This window comes from Umezawaea sp. NPDC059074 (genome assembly GCF_042738955.1).
GTDB lineage: Bacteria > Actinomycetota > Actinomycetes > Mycobacteriales > Pseudonocardiaceae > Umezawaea.
Window position 1 is genome coordinate 26,767 of sequence record NZ_JBHYHC010000058.1, and the last position, 22,206, is coordinate 48,972.

General features: G+C 70.3%; 24 protein-coding genes. 4 read left to right on the forward strand and 20 right to left on the reverse strand.

Annotated elements, in window-relative coordinates:
• Positions 1-29: 29 nt before the first annotated feature.
• The gene (locus ACFWW9_RS25175) at positions 30-338 is read right to left on the reverse strand and encodes a hypothetical protein (RefSeq protein WP_390382619.1); all 309 of its coding nucleotides are present in this window, start codon (positions 336-338) and stop codon (positions 30-32) included.
• A 61-nt stretch (positions 339-399) separates the two neighbouring features.
• Here ACFWW9_RS25175 and ACFWW9_RS25180 point away from each other — a divergent pair, with 61 nt between their 5' ends.
• Positions 400-972, forward strand: coding sequence for a cob(I)yrinic acid a,c-diamide adenosyltransferase (locus ACFWW9_RS25180; protein ID WP_390382622.1), 573 nt, complete (start codon positions 400-402; stop codon positions 970-972).
• Here the strand turns inward: ACFWW9_RS25180 and ACFWW9_RS25185 are convergent.
• Positions 969-1,403, reverse strand: a complete 435-nt coding sequence (locus ACFWW9_RS25185; RefSeq protein WP_390382625.1) for a DUF2550 domain-containing protein — start codon at positions 1,401-1,403, stop codon at positions 969-971. The genes ACFWW9_RS25180 and ACFWW9_RS25185 overlap by 4 nt on opposite strands.
• Positions 1,404-1,431: 28 nt before the next feature.
• Positions 1,432-1,797: a F0F1 ATP synthase subunit epsilon gene (locus tag ACFWW9_RS25190; RefSeq protein ID WP_390382628.1), complete on the reverse strand. Its 366-nt coding sequence runs from the start codon at positions 1,795-1,797 to the stop codon at positions 1,432-1,434.
• A 202-nt stretch (positions 1,798-1,999) separates the two neighbouring features.
• On the opposite strand from ACFWW9_RS25190, the gene ACFWW9_RS25195 reads away from it, so the two are divergent.
• A complete protein-coding gene (locus tag ACFWW9_RS25195; protein ID WP_390382631.1) occupies positions 2,000-2,500 on the forward strand; it encodes a SigE family RNA polymerase sigma factor in 501 nt (166 codons plus the stop codon).
• The gene (locus tag ACFWW9_RS25200) at positions 2,497-3,801 is read left to right on the forward strand and encodes a hypothetical protein (protein ID WP_390382635.1); all 1,305 of its coding nucleotides are present in this window, start codon (positions 2,497-2,499) and stop codon (positions 3,799-3,801) included. Before ACFWW9_RS25195 ends, ACFWW9_RS25200 begins: the two co-directional genes overlap by 4 nt.
• Here ACFWW9_RS25200 and ACFWW9_RS25205 read toward each other — a convergent pair.
• Both ACFWW9_RS25205 and ACFWW9_RS25210 read right to left on the reverse strand, forming a co-directional pair.
• A complete protein-coding gene (locus ACFWW9_RS25205) occupies positions 3,798-4,973 on the reverse strand; it encodes an MFS transporter (protein ID WP_390382638.1) in 1,176 nt (391 codons plus the stop codon). The genes ACFWW9_RS25200 and ACFWW9_RS25205 overlap by 4 nt on opposite strands.
• A 15-nt stretch (positions 4,974-4,988) precedes the next feature.
• Complete coding sequence (locus ACFWW9_RS25210; protein WP_390382701.1) at positions 4,989-6,155, reverse strand: 4-hydroxybenzoate 3-monooxygenase; 1,167 nt, start codon at positions 6,153-6,155, stop codon at positions 4,989-4,991.
• Positions 6,156-6,219: 64 nt separating this feature from the next.
• On the opposite strand from ACFWW9_RS25210, the gene ACFWW9_RS25215 reads away from it, so the two are divergent.
• Positions 6,220-6,993 carry an IclR family transcriptional regulator gene (locus ACFWW9_RS25215; protein ID WP_390382641.1) on the forward strand — a complete coding sequence of 258 codons (774 nt, stop codon included), beginning with the start codon at positions 6,220-6,222 and terminating at the stop codon, positions 6,991-6,993.
• A gap of 19 nt (positions 6,994-7,012) precedes the next feature.
• Here ACFWW9_RS25215 and ACFWW9_RS25220 read toward each other — a convergent pair whose 3' ends face one another.
• The 15 genes from ACFWW9_RS25220 to prmC form a co-directional block, all read right to left on the reverse strand.
• Entirely contained in the window at positions 7,013-8,659 is a 1,647-nt protein-coding gene (locus ACFWW9_RS25220; protein WP_390382644.1) for a choice-of-anchor P family protein, read from the reverse strand.
• Positions 8,660-8,870: 211 nt separating this feature from the next.
• Entirely contained in the window at positions 8,871-10,307 is a 1,437-nt protein-coding gene (gene atpD, locus ACFWW9_RS25225; protein WP_390382647.1) for a F0F1 ATP synthase subunit beta, read from the reverse strand.
• The gene (locus tag ACFWW9_RS25230) at positions 10,300-11,208 is read right to left on the reverse strand and encodes a F0F1 ATP synthase subunit gamma (protein WP_390382650.1); all 909 of its coding nucleotides are present in this window, start codon (positions 11,206-11,208) and stop codon (positions 10,300-10,302) included. Before ACFWW9_RS25230 ends, atpD begins: the two co-directional genes overlap by 8 nt.
• 8 nt (positions 11,209-11,216) lie before the next feature.
• Complete coding sequence (gene atpA / locus ACFWW9_RS25235) at positions 11,217-12,863, reverse strand: F0F1 ATP synthase subunit alpha (protein WP_390382653.1); 1,647 nt, start codon at positions 12,861-12,863, stop codon at positions 11,217-11,219.
• A gap of 64 nt (positions 12,864-12,927) precedes the next feature.
• Positions 12,928-13,755, reverse strand: coding sequence for a F0F1 ATP synthase subunit delta (locus tag ACFWW9_RS25240; protein ID WP_390382656.1), 828 nt, complete (start codon positions 13,753-13,755; stop codon positions 12,928-12,930).
• Between the two features lie 10 nt (positions 13,756-13,765).
• Complete coding sequence (locus tag ACFWW9_RS25245; protein WP_390382704.1) at positions 13,766-14,311, reverse strand: F0F1 ATP synthase subunit B; 546 nt, start codon at positions 14,309-14,311, stop codon at positions 13,766-13,768.
• 32 nt (positions 14,312-14,343) lie between these two features.
• Complete coding sequence (locus ACFWW9_RS25250; RefSeq protein WP_390382659.1) at positions 14,344-14,595, reverse strand: ATP F0F1 synthase subunit C; 252 nt, start codon at positions 14,593-14,595, stop codon at positions 14,344-14,346.
• Between the two features lie 67 nt (positions 14,596-14,662).
• Positions 14,663-15,445, reverse strand: coding sequence for a F0F1 ATP synthase subunit A (gene atpB, locus ACFWW9_RS25255; RefSeq protein WP_390382661.1), 783 nt, complete (start codon positions 15,443-15,445; stop codon positions 14,663-14,665).
• A 190-nt stretch (positions 15,446-15,635) separates the two neighbouring features.
• On the reverse strand, positions 15,636-16,088 hold the full coding sequence (locus tag ACFWW9_RS25260; RefSeq protein WP_390382664.1) for a hypothetical protein: 453 nt from the start codon (positions 16,086-16,088) through the stop codon (positions 15,636-15,638).
• Between the two features lie 95 nt (positions 16,089-16,183).
• The gene (locus ACFWW9_RS25265) at positions 16,184-16,759 is read right to left on the reverse strand and encodes a Uma2 family endonuclease (RefSeq protein ID WP_390382667.1); all 576 of its coding nucleotides are present in this window, start codon (positions 16,757-16,759) and stop codon (positions 16,184-16,186) included.
• A 25-nt stretch (positions 16,760-16,784) separates the two neighbouring features.
• Positions 16,785-17,951: a glycosyltransferase family 4 protein gene (locus tag ACFWW9_RS25270; RefSeq protein WP_390382670.1), complete on the reverse strand. Its 1,167-nt coding sequence runs from the start codon at positions 17,949-17,951 to the stop codon at positions 16,785-16,787.
• A gap of 80 nt (positions 17,952-18,031) precedes the next feature.
• On the reverse strand, positions 18,032-18,682 hold the full coding sequence (locus tag ACFWW9_RS25275) for an L-threonylcarbamoyladenylate synthase (RefSeq protein WP_390382673.1): 651 nt from the start codon (positions 18,680-18,682) through the stop codon (positions 18,032-18,034).
• A gap of 24 nt (positions 18,683-18,706) precedes the next feature.
• Positions 18,707-20,320 carry a DUF6461 domain-containing protein gene (locus tag ACFWW9_RS25280; protein ID WP_390382676.1) on the reverse strand — a complete coding sequence of 538 codons (1,614 nt, stop codon included), beginning with the start codon at positions 20,318-20,320 and terminating at the stop codon, positions 18,707-18,709.
• A gap of 163 nt (positions 20,321-20,483) precedes the next feature.
• Positions 20,484-21,047 (reverse strand): hypothetical protein, encoded by a 564-nt coding sequence (locus ACFWW9_RS25285; protein WP_390382678.1) that lies wholly within the window; start codon positions 21,045-21,047, stop codon positions 20,484-20,486.
• A 172-nt stretch (positions 21,048-21,219) separates the two neighbouring features.
• Positions 21,220-22,083: a peptide chain release factor N(5)-glutamine methyltransferase gene (gene prmC / locus ACFWW9_RS25290; protein WP_390382680.1), complete on the reverse strand. Its 864-nt coding sequence runs from the start codon at positions 22,081-22,083 to the stop codon at positions 21,220-21,222.
• Between the last annotated feature and the right edge of the window lie 123 nt (positions 22,084-22,206).

Here is a 22,206-nt window from a genome sequence, read left to right on the forward strand (position 1 = left end):
GCGTCCACCCCCGGTGGGCGCCCGTTCGCCTAGACGTCCCGCAGCAGCAGTTTCGCGTCCGGGACGTCCACCGGGAACACCATGACCCGGAACGCGCCCGGCTGGCTGCCCCGCACGGAAGTGGCCTTGATACCCGCGGTGCGCAAGCGCTTGGCCAGGACGCGGGCGGCTTCTTCAGTGGGGACGACGGCGACCTCGTTCAGCAGGCCGAAGTCGTCGCCCGTGTAGTCCGGCACGGCTCGGCGGTCGTTGCCGAACGCCCACCTCAGCACCCCGGCCAACAGCACGAACACCGCGATCAGCAGCAGGGTCTGGATCCACGCGTTCACGGGTCCCATCCTCCGCTTCCGCGAACGGGAACGCAGCCGCCGAGCGGATCACCGAACTAGAGTGCCGGGTATGGCGGTTCACCTCACCAAGATCTACACGCGGGTCGGCGACGACGGCACCACCGGGCTCGGCGACTTCTCCCGCGTCCCCAAGACGGATCCGCGCATCGTGGCCTACGCGGACGTCGACGAGACCAACGCGTCCCTCGGCGTCGCCTTGGCGCTCGGCGCACTGGCCGAGGACGTCTACGGCGTCGTCCAGAAGGTGCAGAACGACCTGTTCGACGTCGGCGCGGACCTGTGCACCCCGATCGTGCCCGACCCGGAGTACCCGCCGCTGCGCGTGACGCAGGCGTACGTGGACCGGCTGGAGGGCTGGTGCGACGAGTACAACGCCCGCACCGGCAAACTGGACTCGTTCATCCTCAACGGCGGCACCCCAGGAGCCGCACTCCTGCACCAGGCCCGCACGATCTCCCGCCGCGCCGAACGCAGCACGTGGGCCCTGCTGGAAGCCGACGCGGACCGCACGAACGTCCTGACGGCGAAGTACCTGAACCGCTTGTCCGACCTGCTGTTCATCCTGGCCCGCGTCGCGAACCCGGACGGCGACGTCCTGTGGAAGCCGGGCGGCAACGCCTAGCTGGCCCAGGGAATGGAACGGCCCGGAGGCGCTGACTCCAGCCACGACAGGAAGCCGGTCAGCGCGTCCGGGCCCATCGCGATCTCGATCTCGCTGCCCGTGCTGCTGCGACACCGCAGGACCGTGGAGCCCGTCGGCATCGCGTACGTCTCGGAGGGGCCCGGCTCGCGCCGGTCGTCGATCTCCAGGCCTTCGCGGGTGATGATCTGGTTCGGGCCGGAGCCGAGGCTCAGCACGCGGAACCAGACGAACTCGTCACCCTGGTAGCGGCCGACGCCGAGGTGCCAGCCCCGGCCGCTGTCGTCCTGGCGCAGGCGGAGCGCTACGTGCACGCCGCCCGCGCGGAGCAGTCTGAGCCTGCGCCAGGCGAAGTACGCCAGGCACACGACCGCCACGAACAGGACCACCCCGACCATCTCGGCGATCCCCACGGCGATACCCGCTCGTCCGCGTCCGGTCTCAGGCCGAGTGTCCGGCGGCGCGCAAGGCGGCGAGCGCTCGCCCTCGCTGGAGGTCGTCCGCGTCCTTCACGGCGGACCGCGCCTGCTCGACGTCGATCTCGTCCGCCAACTCGGCGTCCTCGGCGAGCACGCTCACCGCGGACCCCGTCACGGACAGGAAGCCCCCGTAGACGGCGGCGGTCACCAACTCGCCGTCGGTCGTGCGGATGCGGACCACGCCACCCTCGACCAACTGGCCGAGCATGGGCTCGTGGCCCGGAAGCACGCCGATCTCGCCCTCGGTCGTCTGGGCGACCACCGACGTGGCCGTGCCCGACCACAGACGGCGTTCAACGGCGACCAACTGGACGGTCATCTCGGCCACGCGTATCTCCCTCGTCGACTGGAGTCGAACCGCAGTCTAAACGGTCGGGTGACGACCTCGCCGCCCCGGCCTGGTCACACCGGGGCAAAAGGCCCAAGATCACCTGCCTGACGTGGGGCGCGACGAACGCGAAAATCCTGACAACCTCTTCACACCGGCCGGTGTCCTTCTCCTCGTGGGGGGACGCGGAGGAGGCAGAGGGGTGGCTGTGCACGCGGCGGGACAGGACTTCGAGGAGTTCGTGGTGCTGCGGTCGCAGTCCCTCCTCCGCACCGCGTACCTGCTGTGCGGAGGGGACCGGGGAGCGGCGGAGGACCTGCTCCAGGACGTGCTGGAGAAGATGTTCGTGCGCTGGCGGCGGATCAAGGGGCCCGCGGAGCCGTACGCGCGGGCCGCGCTGGCCAACGCGTCGGCCAACCGGTGGCGGCGGCGGTCGCGCAAGCCGGAGGCGGACTGGGAGCAGGCGGGGACGCCGTCGGTCGGCGGGCACGAGGACGCGGTCGTCGCGCAGGACGCGGTGCTGCGCGCCTTGGCCGAGTTGCCGCCGAAGATGCGCGCGGTGCTGGTGCTCCGCTTCTTCGACGACCAGACCGAGGCGCAGACCGCGGCCGCACTCGGCTGCGGCACGGGCACGGTCAAGAGCCAGACCTCGCGGGGCCTGGCGCGGATGCGGGAACTCCTGCAGGTGGAGGTGGCGCGGTGAACGACCTCGGGACGGCGATGCGGGACGTGGCGGAGCACGTGGACGTCCGCGCGGGCTTCGTGGGGGACGTGCTGCGGGGCGGACGGCGCAGGCAGGCGCGGCGGCACGCCGGTGTCGCGGTGACCATGGCGGTGGTGATCGGGATCGTCGGGTTCGGCGCGGGTTACGCGGTGCGGAACTGGCCGAGCACCCCGAGGCCCGAGGACCGCAGGCTGCTGGAGGCGACTAGGGGGAACCTCGCGGGCGACCCGACCCGGCTGAGCACCACGGTCCTGGTCTGGCAGCGCTCCCTCACCTCGTCGTGGAAGCACAACAACGGGATCGCCGCCTTCCGGGGGGACCCGCACGTCTACTGGGCGGCGACCACGGCCGTGGGCGACACGGCGGTGGTGATGCAGGAGGCCGAGGTCGAGGGCCGGGTGCGCACGGTGGTCGGCCTGGTCGGGCGGGACCCCGCGGACGGCGTGCAGAAGCTGCTGGGCGCCACCAGTCCCGGCACACCCGACCGCGACAAGGAGAGCTTCCAGTTCGGTCCCGGCGACCGCACGTTCCTCGTGGTGGACCCGGTGGTCTCGGCGTACGCGTCCGCCTCCTCGTCCCGCGACGCCGACGGCGTCGTGGTGCGGACGTGGCAGGAGGTGCCGATCGTCGACGGCGTCGGCCTGTGGACCACACCGAACCCCGACCCGTCGACCGCCCGGCTGGTGAGCGGCGTCGGACCGCCGACCGCCGCCGACGTCCCGCCGGAGCGGCAGCTGACCACCTACCCCGCCAGCGCCTACCTGCGCGACGCTCACCTCGCGCAGCCGAACGGCGCGCCACCGAACGACGCTCGGGGCTCCGGGGCGATCCTGGACCTGTCGGTCGGCCCGGCGGGGTCGGGGCCACCCGCCCGCACGGACGTGGTGCCGATCCTGCGAGGCGCGGGCCTGGTCGACATCGGCCCCCTGCACCGCCTCGGCCGCACCGTCCACGGCACCACGCCGGACGGCACGGGCCTGGTGGTGGGCGAATGGCTGCAGGGCACCGAGCCGCGCACCGCCTACGCGGTCCTCTTCCGCCCGGACGGGATGCCGGACCGGGCGATCCGGGGCCCCGTGGTGGACTCCGCCTCACCCGTGCCCGTCCGGCTGCGGCTGCCGGACGGGCACGGGTGGGTGATCGCGAGCGACGAGTCGGGCATCCGCTACCGGACCTCCGACACGGCCGACTGGCAGGGCTCGTTCGACTACGCGGCCGTGATCCCCGACGCCGCAGTCGCGGTGGAGGTGGCGGGACAGGTCGTCCCGCTGACCCGCTAGGCGTTCACATCGACCCGTGAGCCGATCCCCACCACGGCCACCGCGCCCAACGCGGCCACGAGGGCGAAGGCGTAGAAGCCCCACGGGTACGCGATGCCCGCGGTCAGCAACGCGCCGCCGAGGAGTGGGCCGCAGATGGCTCCGATGCGGCCGATGCCCGCCGTCCACCCCAGACCGGTGGCGCGGTTGGCGTCGGAGTAGACACGGCCCACGTAGGCGTACACGAGGACCTGGGCGCTGAACACGAAGCAGCCCGCCACGAGCACGGCGACGTACACGCCGACGCCCGGCAGCTTCACGCTCAGCAGCCCCAGGAACACCGCCGCGGCGGCGAACCACGCGATGGTCGACCGCCGCACGCCGAAGCGGTCGGCGACCGTGCCCGCGACCAGAAGACCGATGACCGCGCCGATGTTCAACGTCAGCAGCAGTCCCAGTGCCGCGCCCAACGGGTACCCGGCGGCGCGCATGATCTGCGGCAGCCAGGTGTTCAGGCCGTAGACGAGCAGCAGGCCCATGAACGACGCGACCCAGAACGCCAGCGTGGCGCGGACGAGGCCCGGCTTGAACAGGGAGCCGATGACGTCCTTCACCGGGGCCGGTTCGAAGACGCGGGACTCCGGCAGGCTCCGCCACATCAGCGGCACGAGCACCAGCGCGGGCAGCGCGCCGATGACGAACAGCGCCCGCCAACCCAGCGACGGGATCACCACGATCCCCAGCAACGCCGTGATGACCGCGCCCACGTGGTAGCCGGTCATGATCACCGTCGTGGAACGGCCGCGGCGGTCGCTGTGGGAGAACTCGTTCACCAGCGCGATGGCCGTGGGCAGGCAGCCGCCCAGGCCGACGCCCGCCAGGAAGCGCAGCAGGCCGAACACGAGCACCGACGGGGCGAACGCGCACAGCAGCGTGAACACCGAGAAGCTCGCCACGGCCAGCATCAGCGCCTTGCGCCTGCCGATCACGTCGGTGATCGTGCCGATCGCGAGCGCGCCGAGCATCATGCCCACCAGTCCGACGGTGGAGACGATCGACGCGCTCGCGGGGGTCAGGCCCCAGGTCTTCTCCTGGAGCAGCACGGGCAGCACCGTGCCGAGCACCACGAGGTCGAACCCGTCCAGCAGCACCGCCGTCCAGCTCAGCGGCAACACCCAGCGGTTGGTGGACATGGCGACCTCCGTTGCTCAGAAGGGCAGACCGACGTAGTTCTCCGCGAGGCTCGTGGCGGCGGCGGACGACGTCGCGGTGTAGCGGAGTTGCGACATGCGAAGGCGGTGCTGGTAGTCCTCCGAGCCCGGCGCCCGGTGCAGCATCGTGGTCATGTGGTTGGAGAAGCCCTGTGCCCGCCACACCCTGCGCAAGCAGGTGTCCGAATAGGACTCGACGAGGTCGCTGTCCCCCTTGCGCAGCAACGACGTCAGCGCGCGGGACAGCACGAGGACGTCGGCGATGGCGAGGTTCATGCCCTTCGCCCCGGTCGGCGGCACGATGTGCGCGGCGTCGCCCGCGAGGAACAACCTGCCGTGCCGCATGGGTTCCGCGACGAACCCGCGCATCGACGTGATGCTCTTCTCGATCACGGGACCCTCGCGCAGGGTGAAACCGTTGTCGGTCTCCAGGCGCAGGTGCAGCTCGTCCCAGATGCGCTCGTCCGACCAGTCCTCGATCCGCTCGTCCGGGTCCACCTGGAGGTAGAGCCGGGTCACCTCCGGCGAGCGCATGCTGTGCAGCGCGAACCCGCGCTCGTGGCTGGCGTAGATCAGTTCCTCGTGCGACGGCTGGGCTTGCGCCAGCAGTCCCAGCCAGGCGAACGGGTACTCGTGCTCGAACGTCTTGAGCACGCTGTCCGGGACGGCGCCGCGGGCGATGCCGTGGAACCCGTCGCAGCCCGCGATCACGTCGCACTCGAGCTCGCCGCCGTCGTAGGTGATCCGCGGCCGGTCGGTGTCGACGTCGTGAACGGCCACTCCGGACACCTCGAACCGGAGGTCGCCGTGCGCCGCGAGCCGCGCCGCGATGAGGTCCTTCACGATCTCCTGCTGGCCGTACACGGTGATCGTGCTGCCGGTCAGCTCGGTGAGCGGGATGCGGTGGTCCTCGCGGTCGAACCGCAGCGAGAACCCGTGGTGCGGCAGTCCCTCCTCGTCCATGCGGCCTGCGAGGCCGACGTCCCTCAAGAGGTCGGCGGAGGGCTGTTCGACGACCCCCGCTCTCACCCGTCTTTCCACGTAGTCACGGCTGCGGGCCTCCAGCACGACCGAGTCGACGCCTTCGAGGTGCAGCAGGTGGGACAGCAGCAGTCCCGCGGGTCCGGCTCCGATGATTCCGACCTGTGTGCGCACCGGGGACATCGTGCTGGGGGTGGCTGCCACCAGCGAGTGGACTTTCCACTCACCGGAAGGCCATCCTGGACCCGTGACGACACCGAAGTCCGTCGCGGGCAGGCTGTTCGCGCTGCTGGGCGTGTTCACCGAGGAACGTCCGTCGGCGACCTTGTCCGAGTTGAGCCGGAGCGCCGGTCTGGCGCTCAGCACCACGCACCGCCTGGTGAACGAGCTGGTGGAGTGGGGGGCGTTGGGCCGCGACACCGAGGGGCGCTACCACGTCGGGCTGCGGCTGTTCGAGCTGGCGACGCTGTCGCCGAGCACCCTGGGGCTGCGGGAGCACGCCCTGCCGTTCCTGGAGGACCTGTACGAGGTCACCCACCAGAACGTGCAGTTGGCCGTCCTCGACGGGTTGGACGCGGTGTACCTGGAGCGGATCTCGGCCCACAACGCGGTCAACGTGGTGACCCGGATCGGCAGCCGTCTGCCCGCGCACGCGTCCGGCGTGGGGCTGGCGATGCTCGCGTTCGCGCCCGCCGAGGTGCAGGAGCTGGCGCTGCGGAGCCCGATGCGGCGGTTCACGCCGAAGACGATCACCACGCCCGCCGCGCTGCGGGAGATGCTGGCGCGGGTGCGACGGGACGGGTACGCGGTCAGCGACGCGCAGATCGAGTTGATCACGCTGTCGGTGGCGGCCCCGATCCGCGGCGCCGACGACGGGGTCGTGGCGGCGGTGTCGATCGTCGTGCCGCACGACGTGGACGTGTCCGGGCTGGTGCCCGTCGTGCGGGCGGCGGCTCGGGGGATCTCGCGCGTGCTGGGGGCGCCCGGCGCGCGGCCGGTCCCCCGCGGGGCCCCGGTGTAGGAGGCCCCGCGGGGTCCGGTCAGCAGCCCAGGGTGGTCCTGGCGTGGCTGACGACCAGGTCCGTGCCGGTCAGCAGCTTCACGTGCAGCGCGTTGACGGTGATGCCGCCGGGGTGCGGGACGCGCTCGTTGACGACGACCGTGGCCACCAGCGGGATGGTGATGGTCTGGTTGACGGTCGGGTTGAGGATCGTCGTCCCGGCCACCCGGAGGTTGGCGACGGTCGTGCCGCCGGTCGCGGTCACGACGCCCGCGCTGTCGTCCGTGGCGCTCGCCACGGCCTCGACGCTGTCCGCGGTCACCAGACCGCCCAGGAGGCTGACACCGGCCGTCTTGGCCTTCGCGGTGGACGTCCGGAGGCCGTCGCCGTCCACGGTGCCCGTGGCGCTCGTGGTGATCACGCCCAGATTGCCGATGACGCCGAGGTTCGCCGTCGCGAGGGTGTCGGTGTCCGAGCCCGGCGTCACCGTGCAGGTGAGGTCCGAGGGGGCCAGCGGGCTGACGGTGACCAGCGGACCGCTGAGCTTGCCGCCGTGGGCGTGCGCGTCGAACTTGAGGGCGGGCGGGGTGAACGTGATCGACGTGCAGCCGGGGAGGTTCACGCCCGCGTGCTGGGTGATGTCCGCCGCGCACGTCGTGTAGGTGCCCGCGCGGGTCGCGGTGACCGGGACGGTGACGGTGCAGGACGTCTGGCCGGTGGCCAGCGTGCCCTCCACCGAGACGGCCGTGGCTCCGGGGTTCGCGGTCGCGGTGGCGGCGGCGCAGTCGGTCGTCGGGGTCCCGGTGGCGGCCACGCCCGCGGGCAGGGCGCCGAAGAAGGACCAGTTCTCCTTCACGGCCAGGTCGGTGGTGTTGGTGATCGTGTACGTGAGCGTCGCCGGGCTGTTGATCTCCACGGGGGACGCGCTGAAGGTCTGGTCCAGCTGCGGCGTGACGTCGAGGATGCGGATGTTGTCGAACACCGCGTCGTTGCCGTTGCCGCTGGGCTGGAAGTTGCGCAGGCGGATGCCGACGCCGCTGCCGCTGAACAGGACCGGCTTGTTGCTGGTGAAAGTGCCGACGTAGGTGCCGTTGATCACCGCACTCGGGTGGGCGCAGGTCTCGATCGGCGTGGTGAACGTGGGGATCTCCGTCGCGCCGTCGAGGAGGTAGAAGCCCAGCAGGGCGTGCAGCGCGAAGCAGTTCTGCTCGCCGGTGTCGACCGAGAACGTCAGGAAGCGGTTGGTGGCCGACAGCGGGATCGGTTGGGTTGTTTCGAACTGCACCTTGTTCGGACCGGGGTCGCCCTGGGTGTACGCGCCGATGGCGTGGTTGGTGGCCGGGTTCGTGCCGGCGAACTGGGCCAGGTCGCCCGCCATGGGCCGGACGCGGGACCACGCGGTGTCGCACAGGTGGTTCGGCGGGGTCGCCGTGGGGTGCAGGAGCGAGATGACCACGCCGTTGCAGTTGGACAGCCACGCCGGGTCCGCTGTGTACGACTGGCCCGCGGTGTTCGTGTACTGCGGTAAGAGGATGGGCGTGGCGCCCTGGTTGTTCTCGAAGTCCTCGGTGAACACGACCGTGGGGGCGGCCGGGGTGCCCGGAGCGGCGTGCGCTGGTTGGGCCTGGATGGTGCTGAAGGTCGCCGCGGTGAGCAGAGCGGCGGCCAGTGCGACGGGTAGGCGCATGGAACTCCTCCTAGGTGGGGACAGGGAGGAGATCGCGGGACGGTCGGACTTGTTGCCCTGTTTGGGACTTTCCCACTCAGACGGCGGCACGGGTCCACCCGTGTGCCCTAGCGGTGGGTAACCCACTTGGACCCGTGCGTGACCGTGCCGCCGCGGGACACGCGAAAGGGCCGCCCCCACCGGAGTGGGGACGGCCCTCGAAGCGGAACGACTACTCGCCCGCGAGCTTCTTCGCGTTGGCCTCGACGTCGTCGAGACCGCCGCAGCTGAAGAACGCCTGCTCGGGGTAGTGGTCGAACTCGCCCTTGCAGACGCGGTCGAACGCCTCGATCGTGTCCTTGATGGAGACGAAGGAGCCGGGCTGACCGGTGAACTTCTCGGCCACGATGAAGTTCTGGCCGAGGAAGCGCTCCAGGCGACGGGCGCGACCGACGAGGACCTTGTCCTCTTCGGACAGCTCGTCCATGCCCAGGATGGCGATGATGTCCTGCAGTTCCTTGTACTTCTGCAGGATCCGCTTGACCTCCTGGGCCACGCGGTAGTGCTCCTCGCCGACGATCGACGGCTCGAGGATCCGAGACGACGAGGACAGCGGGTCCACCGCGGGGTAGATGCCCTTCTGGGAGATCGGACGGGAGAGCTCCGTCGTCGCGTCCAGGTGGGCGAAGGTCGTTGCGGGGGCGGGGTCGGTGTAGTCGTCCGCGGGGACGTAGATCGCCTGCAGCGAGGTGATCGACTTACCGCGGGTCGACGTGATCCGCTCCTGCAGCTCACCCATCTCGTCGGCCAGCGTGGGCTGGTAGCCCACGGCCGACGGCATGCGGCCGAGGAGGGTCGAGACCTCGGAACCCGCCTGGGTGAAGCGGAAGATGTTGTCGATGAACAGCAGCACGTCCTGGCCCTGGACGTCGCGGAAGTACTCCGCCATCGTCAGGGCGGACAGGGCCACGCGCATGCGGGTGCCCGGCGGCTCGTCCATCTGGCCGAACACCAGCGCGGTGTCGGCGAGAACGCCCATCTCCTCCATCTCCAGGAGGAGGTCGGTGCCCTCACGGGTGCGCTCGCCGACGCCCGCGAACACGGACGTGCCGGAGAACTCGCGGGCGATACGGGTGATCATCTCCTGGATGAGCACCGTCTTGCCCACGCCCGCGCCGCCGAACAGGCCGATCTTGCCGCCCTTGACGTACGGGGTCAGCAGGTCGATGACCTTGATGCCCGTTTCCAGGATCTCGGTCTTGCCCTCGAGCTGGTCGAAGGCGGGCGCCTTGCGGTGGATGCCCCACTGCTCGCCGTCCCGGCCGAGGCCGGGCTCGTCGAGGCAGTCGCCGAGGGCGTTGAACACGTGGCCCTTGACCACGTCGCCCACCGGCACCGAGATGGCCTTGCCCGTGTCGCGCACCGGCGCGCCGCGGACCAGACCGTCGGTCGGCTGCATCGAAATCGTGCGGACCAGGTTGTCGCCGAGGTGCTGGGCGACTTCCAGGGTCAGCGTCTTGGCCACGGCCTCGAACGTGATGTCCGCGTTGAGGGCGTTGAACAACTCGGGAACCGCGCCGCGCGGGAACTCCACGTCGACCACGGCACCAATCACCCGGACCACACGGCCGGTGCGGGTGGTGGTGGCAGTAGCACTCATGTCACTCATCACTTCCTGCGCCACCGGTAAGCGCGGAGGCGCCACCGACGATCTCGCTGATCTCCTGGGTGATCTGGGCCTGACGGGCCGCGTTCGCCTGCCTGCTGAGCGTCTTGACCAGCTCTTCGGCGTTGTCCGTCGCGGCCTTCATCGCGGTCCGCCTCGCGGCGGACTCCGATGCGGCCGATTCGAGCAACGCCGAGAACAGGCGCGTCTTGACGTACTTCGGCAGCAACGCGCCGAGGAGCGTCTTGGCGTCGGGCTCGAAGTCGTAGATCGCCACCGGACCGGACGGACGGGCGTCGTACTCGACGTCCATCGGCGCGATCCGCTTGGCGACCGGCGCCTGGCTCAGCATCGACTTGAACTCGGTGTAGACGACGTGGATCTCGTCCACGCCACCGTCACCCTCGATGCCCGCCAGGAACGACTGCACGACCGCGTCGCCCGCTTCGGCGGCGTTGACGTAGAGCGGCGTCTGGGAGAAACCGGTCCACGCTTCCGCCACGTCGCGCTGGCGGAACTTGAAGTAGCCGACGGCCTTGCGGCCGAGGGCGTACAGCACCGGCTCCTTGCCCTGCGAACGCAGGAGGGCGATCAGCTCCTCCGCGGCCTTGAGCACGTTGGAGTTGTAGCCGCCGCACATGCCCTTGTCGCTGGTGACGACCAGGATTGCGGCGCGCTTCGGGTTCTCGCGTTCCACCAGCAGCGGGTGGTCCAGGTTCGCTGAAGCCTCGGCCAACGCGGAGAGCACGTTAGTGATCTCGTCCGCGTAGGGACGCGAGGCGGCGACTCGGGCCTGCGCCTTGGCGAGACGCGACGTGGCGATGAGCTCGTACGCCTTCGTGATCTTCTTGGTCGAGTTGACCGTGCGGATCCGTTGGCGCAGCTCGCGAATCTGTGCGGCCATGGCCTACGTCACTTCTCCGCCGGAGCGGGTCGGTTGACCTTCACCGACTCGTGTCCGACCTTGTCGGCGTCCATCGCCTTGGCGTGCGACTCGGGAACGACCGAGGAACCGTCCGTTGCGGTGAACTGCTGCTTGAACGCGTTGACGGAGTCAACGATGGCCTGCTTGGCGTCGTCGGGCAACTTCTTCGTCTCCCGGATGCCCGAGAGGAGGTCGCCGCCGTTGCGCCGCAGGTACTCCAGGTACTCGGCCTCGAAGCGGCGGATGTCGCCGACCGGGACCGAGTCCAGGTAGCCCTTGGTGCCGAGGAAGATCGAGACGACCTGCTCCTCGACGGGCACCGGGGAGTACTGGCCCTGCTTGAGCAGCTCCACCAGACGACCACCGCGGTCGAGCTGGGCGCGCGACGCCGGGTCGAGGTCCGAGGCGAAGGCGGAGAACGCCTCCAGCTCGCGGAACTGCGACAGGTCGAGGCGCAGCGAGCCGGACACGTCCTTCATGGCCTTGATCTGCGCGGAACCACCGACGCGGGAGACCGAGATACCCACGTTGACGGCGGGACGCACACCGGCGTTGAAGAGGTCCGACTCCAGGAAGCACTGGCCGTCGGTGATCGAGATGACGTTGGTCGGGATGTACGCCGACACGTCGTTCGCCTTGGTCTCGATGATCGGGAGACCCGTCATCGAGCCGCCGCCCATCTCGTCCGACAGCTTCGCGCAGCGCTCGAGGAGGCGCGAGTGCAAGTAGAAGACGTCGCCGGGGTAGGCCTCGCGGCCCGGCGGGCGACGCAGCAGCAGCGAGATGGCGCGGTACGCCTCCGCCTGCTTGGTCAGGTCGTCGAACACGATCAGGACGTGCTTGCCCTGGTACATCCAGTGCTGGCCGATGGCCGAGCCGACGTACGGGGCCAGCCACTTGAAGCCCGCGGAGTCGGAGGCCGGAGCCGCGACGATCGTCGTGTACTCGAGGGCGCCCGCCTCCTCCAGCGCGGCCTTGACGCCCGCGATGGTGGAGCCCTTCTGACCGATGGCGACGTAGACGCAGCGGACCTGCTGCTTCGGGTCGCCCGAGTCCCAGGCCTTCTTCTGGTTGATGATCGTGTCGATGCAGACCGCGGTCTTGCCGGTCTTGCGGTCGCCGATGATCAGCTGGCGCTGGCCGCGGCCGATGGGGGTCATGGCGTCGATCGCCTTGATGCCCGTCTGCATCGGCTCGGCGACCGGCTGGCGCTGCAGCACCGACGCGGCCTGGAGCTCCAGGGCGCGGTTGTCGTCGGCGACGATGTCGCCGAGACCGTCGATGGGGGCGCCGAGCGGGTTCACCACGCGGCCGAGGAAGCCGTCGCCGACGGGCACGGAGAGCACCGTGCCGGTCCGCTTGACCTCCTGGCCTTCTTCGATCTTGTCGAAGTCACCGAGGATGACCGCACCGATGGTGCGGACCTCGAGGCTCAGCGCTACTCCGAGAACCCCGCCGGGGAATTCCAGGATCTCGTTCGTCATCGTGCCGGGCAGGCCTTCGACGATGGCGATGCCGTCGTAGGTCTCGGCAACGACACCGACCTCTTCCCGGTTGACCTCCGGGGAGTAGCTCGAGACGTACTTCTCGATCGCACTGCGGATCTCGTCCGACGAGATCGTCAGCTCCGCCATGTCGTTCCTGCTCTCACTTCGTTCAAGGGAAAGGGGCTTGGTGAAGCCGCGGTTCCGGTTTTGGTCAGCCGGCGAGGTCGCGGCGGAGTGCCGCCAACCGACCAGCCACGCTTCCGTCGATGACCTCGTCGCCGATCTTGATCAGCAGGCCACCGGCGAGCGAGGCGTCAACCTCGACGTGCAGTGCGATCGGTCGTGAGTAGATCCTGGTCAGGGTCGCCGAGAGGCGCTCCTGCTGCTCCGCGCTCAACTCGACCGCGGAGCGGACGTGGGCCACCGAGCGTTCGCGGCGCTTGGCCGCGAGGTCGGCGAGCCGCATCAACCCGTCGACCACGTGCGACCCGCGGGGCTCGCGCACCAACTGGTCGACCAGCGTCTTCGTGACGGGCTCGACCTTGCCCGCGAGCAGGCTGTCGACGAGCGCGACCTTGCGGTCGGCCGCCACGGAGTGGTCGGACAGCAGGAGTTCGAGGTCCTGCGACCCGGCGACGATGCGGCCGAGCCGGAACAGCTCGTCCTCCACCGCGTCGAGGCGGTTGTCCCGCTCGGACCGCACCAGCAGCACGGTCTGGGCGAGCGACTCGATGCCGTCGACCAGTTCACGCGGGCTCGACCACTTCGCGGTGACCACCGCGACGAGGACCTGGATGGTCCCGGCCGAGACCTGGCCCGCCAGCAGGCCCTTCACGAGCTGCTCGCGGCCCCCGCGGTCGGACGACGAGTCGCCCAGCGCGCGCCGGAGCTGCGGCTGCGCCGTGAGCAGGCTGACCACGGAGAAGAGTTCTTCCCCGAGGGTCGACAGCTCGGCGGCGTCGGTGGTGGCGTCGACGAGTTCGAGCAACCGCAGTTCGGCGGCGGCCAGAGCCTCTCGACTCGCTGCGTGGAACGTCATCGGCGTCCTCTTACTTGCTTGCCGGCGCCGCGACGGCGTCCAGCTCGTTGAGGAAGCGGTCGACAGTGCCGCGGCGACGGGCCTCGTCCTCGAGTGCCTCGCCCACCACCTTGCCCGCCAGCTGCACGGCGACCTTGCCGAGGTCGGCGCGGAGTTCCGCGACGATCTGGGCGCGCTGCGCGTCCAACTGGTGCTGGCCCTGCGCGACGATCCGCGCGGACTCGGCCTGCGCCTGCTCGCGCAGCTCCTCGACGATCTGCGTGCCCTCGGCGCGCGCGTCGTCGCGGATGCGGGCAGCCTCGGCGCGAGCCTCGGCCAACTGCTCCTTGTAGTCGTCGAGCATCTTCTGAGCCTGCGCCTGTGCCTGCTCAGCGCGCTCGATGCCGCCCTCGATCTTCGACGCGCGCTCGGAGTAGAGCGCCTCGAAGCGAGGGGACACGAACTTCTGCATGATCCAGAGCAGGAGCAGGAAGGCGACCAGGCCGAGGATCAGCTCCGAGATGTGCGGCAGCACGGGGTTCGGAGCTTCCTCTGCGGCGAGGATCAAGGTGTTCACCACGACGTCTCCCTACGCGATGAGGCCGGTGATTAGGCCGAAGCGATGAAGAAGAGCACGAGGCCGATCAGGGCGAGGACCTCGACGAGCACGAAGGTCGTCCACGCGATGTTCATCAGCGGGCCACGGGCCTCCGGCTGACGAGCGGTGCCGTTGATGACGGCCGCCCAGATGAGACCCACGCCGATGCCGGGGCCGATCGCGCCGAGGCCGTAGCCGATGAGGGCGAGACCCGGGTTGATGTTGATCTCGGTGGCGGCCTGTGCGAGAAGCATGCTGCTCACGTGCGTATCCCTTTCGAACTCGCTCCGCGGTCAGTGCGGAGCGGGGGCTTGGTGTGTCCCTCAGTGCTCAGTGGTCTGAGGCCAGCGCCATACCGATGTAGCTGGCGGACAGGAGGGCGAAGATGTAGGCCTGGATGACCTGGATCAGCGCCTCGAGGAACGTCATAGCGATGGCGAAGGCGAAAGACAGCAGCGAGACAGGCTTGAGAGCCCCGCCCGCTTCCAGGAGCAGGTACTCACCGGCCAAGGTGAACACCAAGAGGATGAGGTGCCCGGCGAACATCGCGGCGAACACTCGAATCGCGAGCGTGATCGGGTTCATCACGAACTTCGAGAAGAACTCGATCGGCGCCAGCAGGATGTAGACCGGCTTCGGCACGTTCGGCGGGAACAGCTGGTTGCGCAGGTACCCGACGAAACCGTGGCGCTTGAACCCGACGTAGTGGTAAACGGGGTACACCACGAGCACCGACACGGCGAGCGGGAAGCCGATGTGGGACATCGTCGGGAACTGGATCAGCGGAATGATCCCGAACAGGTTGTTCACGAGCACGAAGGTGAACAACGTGACGATCAAGGGCACGAACGGCTTGAAGTCCTTGCCGCCGATCTGCTCACGCGCGATCGTGTTGCGGCCCATGTCGTAAACCGACTCGGCGATGAACTGGAACTTGCTGGGCACCAGCTTGAAGCTGCGCGTGGCCAACAGGAAGAACACCGCGATGATGACGATCGACAGAACGACCAGCACCATCGGCTTGGTGACACCGCCGAAGATCGGCGGCAAGAAGAAATCCTTAGCACCGGGGGGAACGAACGTTCCGCCCTCGGCCAGCACCAGCTCGCCCACTGGGCTCCTTCCGGTTCTCCCGGCCGGCGTTCACTCCGCCGGGGGAATCGTCACGATCAGGACTTAACGTACCTTACGGACCGCAGACACCTGGCAGCGGCACCCCCCTCGGCCAAGCCGGAGGAGGGGGCGTCCAGGTCTGCGGGCAGACCATATCAGCCGGTAGAGACGTCCCGGACGGGCGTACGGCTTAAGAGGGGTCCGCGGCCGTCGACGGGATCACGTTGAGGCTTCTAGTCCGTTTGGACGCACGGCCTTCCGCCGCCGCCGCAACGAGAATCGTCGCGATCATCGTGATTGCGACCGAGTTGGTGTGCAGGAACTCCACGTCGCGCAACAGAATCATTACGCCGAGCAACACCAGCATCTTGAGCATGAATCCGCCAAGTGCCGCGGCCATCACGAAGTGCACTTCCAGCGCGGCCGTCCGGTGCATGAGCCACAACGTCGCCAAAGAAGACGCGATGATCACGAGACCACCGACCAGCGCTCCGAGCGCGCCCGGCACGCCGTACAGCACACCGAACACGACCACGCCCAGGACCACCGTCGCCACGACGGGGATGAGCGCTCCGCGGAACATCGCGCCCGCCAAGCCGCGGACCATGCCCGCATGAGTCAGATCTTCGCTGGTCTCGCTCATGCCATCGAGTGTAAGTCGCCCGATTTCCGCACTTCGCGCAGGTTCGACTTGAGACGCACCGGACGGCAGGGCGATGAACTCGTCGTGAACGTTCGTCAGCTCAACCGGTCGAGGTGCAGAGTGGCCGGGAACGGTCCCGGTGGAATGAAGACGCCGGTCGCGGCGGGTGCGTCGTGGTAACCGGACTCGCCGAGCCGACAGGCCACGAGCGACACCGGGTGCGCGATGTCGACGATCCAGTAGTGCGGGATTCCCGCGTCGGCGTACTCGCCGCGCTTCATCACGGTGTCGGTGCGCCGGGAGTCCGGGACCACGACCTCGATCGCCACCACGACCTCCGAGGCGCGGTACAGACCGCCCTGCGCGCGCAGCCGTTGCCGGGCCTCGCGGCGCACGACGACCAGGTCCGGCCGCCGGGTGAAACCGGGCTGGCCGGGTGGCGCGAGTTCGAGGTCCACGTCGACGTCCTGCACGACCATCAGCTGGTCCGGCAGCTGCGGCCGGAGCTGGTAGTACAGCTCGGCGGTCGCGAGGTTCTGGTCCGGCGTGGAGCCGGGCGACATGAGCAGCCTGCCCTCGACCAGCTCCGCGTAGCCGGTCTCCAGCTCACCGAGCGCCGCGTACTCGGCGACGGTGAGCAGGTGGTGCGGCGGGTCTGGGAGCGGTGCCATGGTCGTTCCAGTCTTACCAGAACGCTCACTGCCCGCGGCGGACCTCGCGCAACCGCGGGATCGCGCTGACGAACAGCGCCACGAGCAGCCCGAGACCGAAGCACCAGGCCACGACCCGGACGTCGAACAACGTCAGCGCCACCGCGCCGAACGCCAGCACGCCCGCCCACAAGTAGATGAGCAGCACGGCCCGGCGCTGCGAGTGGCCGATCTCCAGCAGCCGGTGGTGCAGGTGCATCTTGTCGGCGGAGAACGGGCTCTCGCCGCGGCGGGTGCGGCGGACGACCGCCATCATCAGGTCCAGCAGCGGCACGAACAGCACGGCGGCGACCACCAGCAGCGGGGACAGCAGCGCGAGCAGGTCGGGCGCGCCGAGGCTGGCGTAGTTCAGCTTGCCGGAGGCCGACGTGGTCGCGGCGGCGAGCATGAGACCGATCAGCATCGACCCGGAGTCGCCCATGAAGATGCGGGCCGGGTTGAAGTTGTGCGGCAGGAAACCGAGGCAGGCGCCGGCGAGCGTCGCCGCGATCAGCGCGGGCGGGTACGCGCCGACGTCGCCCTGGTTCTTCGCGAGCAGGCCGATGGAGAACGCGCACGTGGCCACGGCGGCGATGAGGCCGATGCCCGCGGCGAGGCCGTCGAGGCCGTCGACGAAGTTCATCGCGTTCACCATCGTCACCGCGAGCAGCACGCTGAGCAGCGCGCCCTGGTTCTGGTCCAGCGACAGCAGCGAGCCGGTGCCCGCGCCGTTGTCGCCCCACGGCACCCAGAACACCAGCCACTGGAGGCCGAACAGCACGAGCAGGCCCGCGGCGGTGACCTGGCCCGCGAGCTTGGTGAGGGAGTCGAGTTCGAACCGGTCGTCGAGCACGCCGACGAGCACGATCACGCCACCGCCGACGATCACGGCGTACGGGTCGTTGGAGAAGTCGAACGCGGAGCGCAGCACCGGGAGCTGGTGCGCCAGCATCATGCCGCCGAGGACGCCGCCGTAGATGGCGAGGCCGCCCATCCGGGGCATGGGCTTGACGTGCACGTCGCGTTGGCGGGGGTAGGCCACGGCGCCGATCTTGAAGGCGAACACGCGGACCAGCCCGACGAGCAGGAAGGTGACCACCGCGGCCGTCAGGGCGACGAGCAGGTACTCCCGGACGGGGAGGACGGTGGAGGCGGAGGCAGGAAGCTGGCCCACGGCTGGAGGCTAACCCCTCGGTGAGGCCGGGTGAACGGCGATGAGTGCTGACACCACCGTACTCGGTGGACCAAGATCCACTAGCGGGCGACCTCGACTTCCAGCCCCAGCACCTCGGACACCTCCGACACGGCCACCGCGCCCTCGCGCAGCACGATCGCGTCCGGACCGGTGAGGTCGACGATCGTCGAGGCCACGTTCTCGCCGGACGTGCCGCCGTCCAGGTACACGGACACGTCCTCGCCGAGCTGCTCACGGGCTTCCAGCGCGGTCGAGGCGGGCGCGAAGCCGCTCTTGTTCGCGCTGGACACGGCCATCGGGCCGACCTCGCGGAGCAGTTCCAGCGCCACCGGGTGCAGCGGCATGCGCAGCATGACCGTGCCCCTGGTGCGGCCGAGGTCCCACGACAGCGAGGGGGCGTGCGGCAGCACGAGCGACAACCCGCCCGGCCAGAACGCCTCGATCAGCGCGCGGGCCTGCCGCGGCACGCTCAGGACCAGGCCGTCGATCGTGGTCCACGACCCGACGAGCACCGGCACCGGCATGTCCGGCCCCCGGTTCTTGGCCTTGAGCAGGGAGCGCACGGCGGCCGCGTCGAACGCGTCGCAGCCGATGCCGTACACGGTGTCGGTGGGGAGGACCACCAGGCGACCGGAGCGCACCGCGCCCGCCGCCGCGGCGAGGCCCGCCTCGCGGTTGTTCTGCTCACTGGTGTCGTAGACCGTGCTCACCCCGACCAGCGTAGTGATCCCCCGCTACTCCGCCGTGAAGTGGGCGACCTCGACGGCGTCGAAGTCGGCCTCGGTGATCGTCCGACCGGTGAACCGGGCGACGGCCGCGACCATCTTCGCGTCCCGGTGCCGCCGGTCGACGAAGTCGAACGGGTCGAACGCCGCCCGCACCTCGGGGTCGTCGCTCGGGCACGGCCCCGGCTCGAACGACGCCAGCACCTCGCCGTCGCGGGCGAACGACAGCCGGGTCCCGGCGTTGACGTTCCAGTAGGCGCTCGCGGCCTTCCCGTTGCGGGACAACCGTTGCAGCACCTCGTCACGGGTGGCCGCGAACCCGCTGTCCTCGAACACCACCACGACGCCGTCGGCCTCGCTGACCGCGATCCACTGGTTGATCTCCCCCACCCGCGCCTCGGCCATCGACCCGGTCTCGGCGTCCACCCCGAACACCTCCAGCACCTCCTCGGCCGACAGCCCCACCACCGCGGTCACCGTCACCGCGACCTGGAAGACGCTCTTCTCCACCCACCAGTGGTCCTTCTCCGGGGGCACCACCACCGGCGGCTCCGGTTCGCCGCGCAGCCGGTGCCCGAGCCGGTCGGTCAGCTTGCCCACCACCGTCTCGGCGGCGGGCGCGGGCCACACCCGCACCGAGTACCCCTCGTCGACCCCGTCGTCCCGCCCGGTCGCCAGCACCAGCACCCGCAGGTCGCCGGGCCACGGTGGCGTCACGACCTGCCCGCCGATCCGCGCGTCCCCCACCTCGGCGTGCCAGCTCACCTCGACGACCTCGTCCCACCCGGTGAGGTCGGTCTCCGGCCACGGCTCGGCGACCAGGCTCAACGACACCGGGACGTGCCCCTCGGCGATCCCGGTCCGCACCAGCACACCGCCGGGCACCACCGCGACCAGGCCGTTCGCCGAGAAGTCCGCCGTGTCCGGCACCGGCCCGTCGGCGAGCGCGAACAGGTGGTCGCGCACGGTCGGGTTGGCCGACGGCGTCCAGGCCGGGTAGGCGAACTCGGCCCTCCGCTTCGCCCGCAAGGCCGCCGCGTACCCGGCGGGCATCGGCCGGTCCCTCAGCAGCAGGGCCGCCGCGCCCAAGGCGGTGCCCACGATCGCGGCCCGCGCGAAGTCCGTGTCGAGCGCCCGCAGCAGCGCCGCAGCGGTCGCCGCGCAGAGCGCCAGGTGCGCGGCCCCGTGCAGTCCGGCGATGTCCGCCTCGTCGGTGTGCTCGGGGCCGACGGCCAGCAGGGGCGCGATCGCGGAGTCGTGGACGAGCCGGAAGACGTGCTCCACCACCAGGTCCGTCGCGCCGGGGTGGCAGACGTCCAGCAGTCGCACCGCCAGCGACTCCGCGCTCTCGGTGCCGGAGGCGAGGAACCCGAACTCGCCTTGGCGCGCCACGAGGTGGCCGACGAGGTCCGGCGACGCCGTCACGTCGACCGCGTCCACAGCGGACCGCACTACCGCCGCCAAGTCCGTTCCGGACAGACCGCGGAACGCCGACGACACCGCCGAGCCGTGGCGCGAGGTGCGGGCGGGCCGTGTCCCGGCGATCCTGCCCAGTTCGGCGGCCGAGGCCGGGGGGAGGTGCCGCAGCACCGAGGGGATCGCCCGTGCGATGTCGTGATCCACACCGCCATCGTGGCAGCGCGGAACCCGCCGTGCGGCCGGAACGCGATTCAGGCCGCCGGGAAAGCGAAACGCGCTCCACGGGAAACCGTTCGGTGTGCCATTAACACCGTGACCGACCCCCGCCGATCGGCCGCGTCGCGAATAGCCGAACGGACCGCGGAAATCAGCGACCTGTACGGCTGACCGACGCCAGGTGGGCGGGTCTGCGGTCGGCGCGGTGCGCGCCCGTCGCCCGGAGCACCCAGGTGAACGCGGCCACCAGCACCACCGCGGAGAGCAGCCCGAGCGCCACGAGGACGCGGCTGCCCAGCAGGCCTCCGGTCACCACGGGGACGACGGCGAACACCAGCAGCACCACGGCGAACGTCGGCACGGCGAGCTGGCCGGGCTTGGCGTGCCTCGGCTCGCCGCGCCTCTTCAGCGCGGTGGCGTACTCGTCGAGCTCGGAGTCGCACGTCTCCAGCGCCAGCACGCGTTCGGCGAGCCCCTCGACGATGACGACACCGCCGGGGCCGAGCATCCGGCGCACCTCGACGGCCCTGGCGACGAGCGCGTACCCCAGGTAGTGGCGCAGCATCGTGGCGCCCTCGGCGGACCACGCGACCTTCGCCAGGCGCTCCAACTCGGCCACGGCACGGGTCGCGCCGCCCTCTTCGGAGATGTCCTCGAACAGCGCACGCGCTTGGTCCAGAAGGCGGAAGTCGGCCTGGGGTTCTACGGAGCGCAACCATTCCAGCTGCGCGCTGAGCCATAATCGGAATTCGGACCACTCGTCCGGATTATTGACAGACATCACACTCCTCACCGAATAGTCGGCGAGCAATTCTGCCAGAAGAATGGGGAATTCGCATCACCACGACGGCCGAACGGACGCGCTATTCCACCGCGTCCGGCGTGGGCTACACCTTGCGCGCGGTGGCGAACCGCGGGCGGCCCGCGAGGTCCTGGTGGTCGGCCACGTCGGTGAGGACCCGGCGGGCGCCGAGCAGCGCGGGAACGGACTCGCCGTGGCTGTCGTCGTGCTCGATCGCCACCACTCCCCCGGACCGCAGCAGCCGGGCGGCCAGCGCGACCACGGACCGGATCACGTCCAGGCCGTCCGCGCCGCTGAACACGGCGGCGTGCGGGTCGTGGTCGCCCACCTCGGGCTGCACGGGCGTGCCCTCCGGCACGTACGGCGGGTTGCACAGCACCAGGTCGACGCCGCCCTCGAGGTCGACCAGGACGCCGGGAGCGGTCACGTCGCCGGAGTGCAGCCGGATCGGGGTGTCCCCGGCCCGGACGCGCGCGTCGGAGTTGTGCCGCGCCCACGCCAGCGCGTCCACGTCCTTCTCCACGGCGTGCACCACGGCGTCGGGGCGGGCGTTGGCGACGGCGAGCGCGAGCGCGCCCGACCCGGTGCAGAGGTCGACGACCACGGGGTCGGCCACGGTCTTGATCCGGTTGAGGCCCCACTCCAGCACGAACTCGGTCTCGGGCCGCGGGATGAACACGCCGGGGCCGACGTCGACGGTGATCGAGCCCATCGGGGACCACCCGAGGATGTGCTGGAGCGGCACGCGGTCGGAGCGCTTGCGGACGAGCTTGTGCAGCGTCTCGAGGACCTGCTGGTCGACCATGGGGATGAGCGGCAGCCGGGAGCGCTCCACGCCGAGGACGTGGGCGGCGAGGTACTCGGCGTCGACGCGGGGGCTGTCCACGCCCGCCGCCGTCAACATGCGCTCCGCCTCGACGAGGGCCAGGCGGATGGGCTGTCGGTTCATGCACGGATGGTAGTCGTGGGGGGGGGGGGGGGGGCCCCGCCCCCCACCCCCCGGGGCCGCCGAAAATTATGATTTGGCCGGGCCGGCGCGGCGCCCCGGGCGAGGAGGGCACCCCCCCCGCGG

Bases quoted from the DNA above. Each gene is read 5' to 3' on its own strand.
- prmC (WP_390382680.1), bottom strand. From the start codon at position 22,083: ATGAACCGACAGCCCATCCGCCTGGCCCTCGTCGAGGCGGAGCGCATG.
- ACFWW9_RS25230 (WP_390382650.1), bottom strand. From the start codon at position 11,208: ATGGCCGCACAGATTCGCGAGCTGCGCCAACGGATCCGCACGGTCAAC.
- ACFWW9_RS25205 (WP_390382638.1), bottom strand. From the start codon at position 4,973: ATGTCCACCAACCGCTGGGTGTTGCCGCTGAGCTGGACGGCGGTGCTG.
- atpD (WP_390382647.1), bottom strand. From the start codon at position 10,307: ATGAGTGACATGAGTGCTACTGCCACCACCACCCGCACCGGCCGTGTG.
- ACFWW9_RS25180 (WP_390382622.1), top strand. From the start codon at position 400: ATGGCGGTTCACCTCACCAAGATCTACACGCGGGTCGGCGACGACGGC.
- ACFWW9_RS25240 (WP_390382656.1), bottom strand. From the start codon at position 13,755: ATGACGTTCCACGCAGCGAGTCGAGAGGCTCTGGCCGCCGCCGAACTG.
- ACFWW9_RS25220 (WP_390382644.1), bottom strand. From the start codon at position 8,659: ATGCGCCTACCCGTCGCACTGGCCGCCGCTCTGCTCACCGCGGCGACC.
- atpA (WP_390382653.1), bottom strand. From the start codon at position 12,863: ATGGCGGAGCTGACGATCTCGTCGGACGAGATCCGCAGTGCGATCGAG.
- ACFWW9_RS25210 (WP_390382701.1), bottom strand. From the start codon at position 6,155: ATGTCCCCGGTGCGCACACAGGTCGGAATCATCGGAGCCGGACCCGCG.
- ACFWW9_RS25175 (WP_390382619.1), bottom strand. From the start codon at position 338: ATGGGACCCGTGAACGCGTGGATCCAGACCCTGCTGCTGATCGCGGTG.
- ACFWW9_RS25265 (WP_390382667.1), bottom strand. From the start codon at position 16,759: ATGGCACCGCTCCCAGACCCGCCGCACCACCTGCTCACCGTCGCCGAG.
- ACFWW9_RS25260 (WP_390382664.1), bottom strand. From the start codon at position 16,088: ATGAGCGAGACCAGCGAAGATCTGACTCATGCGGGCATGGTCCGCGGC.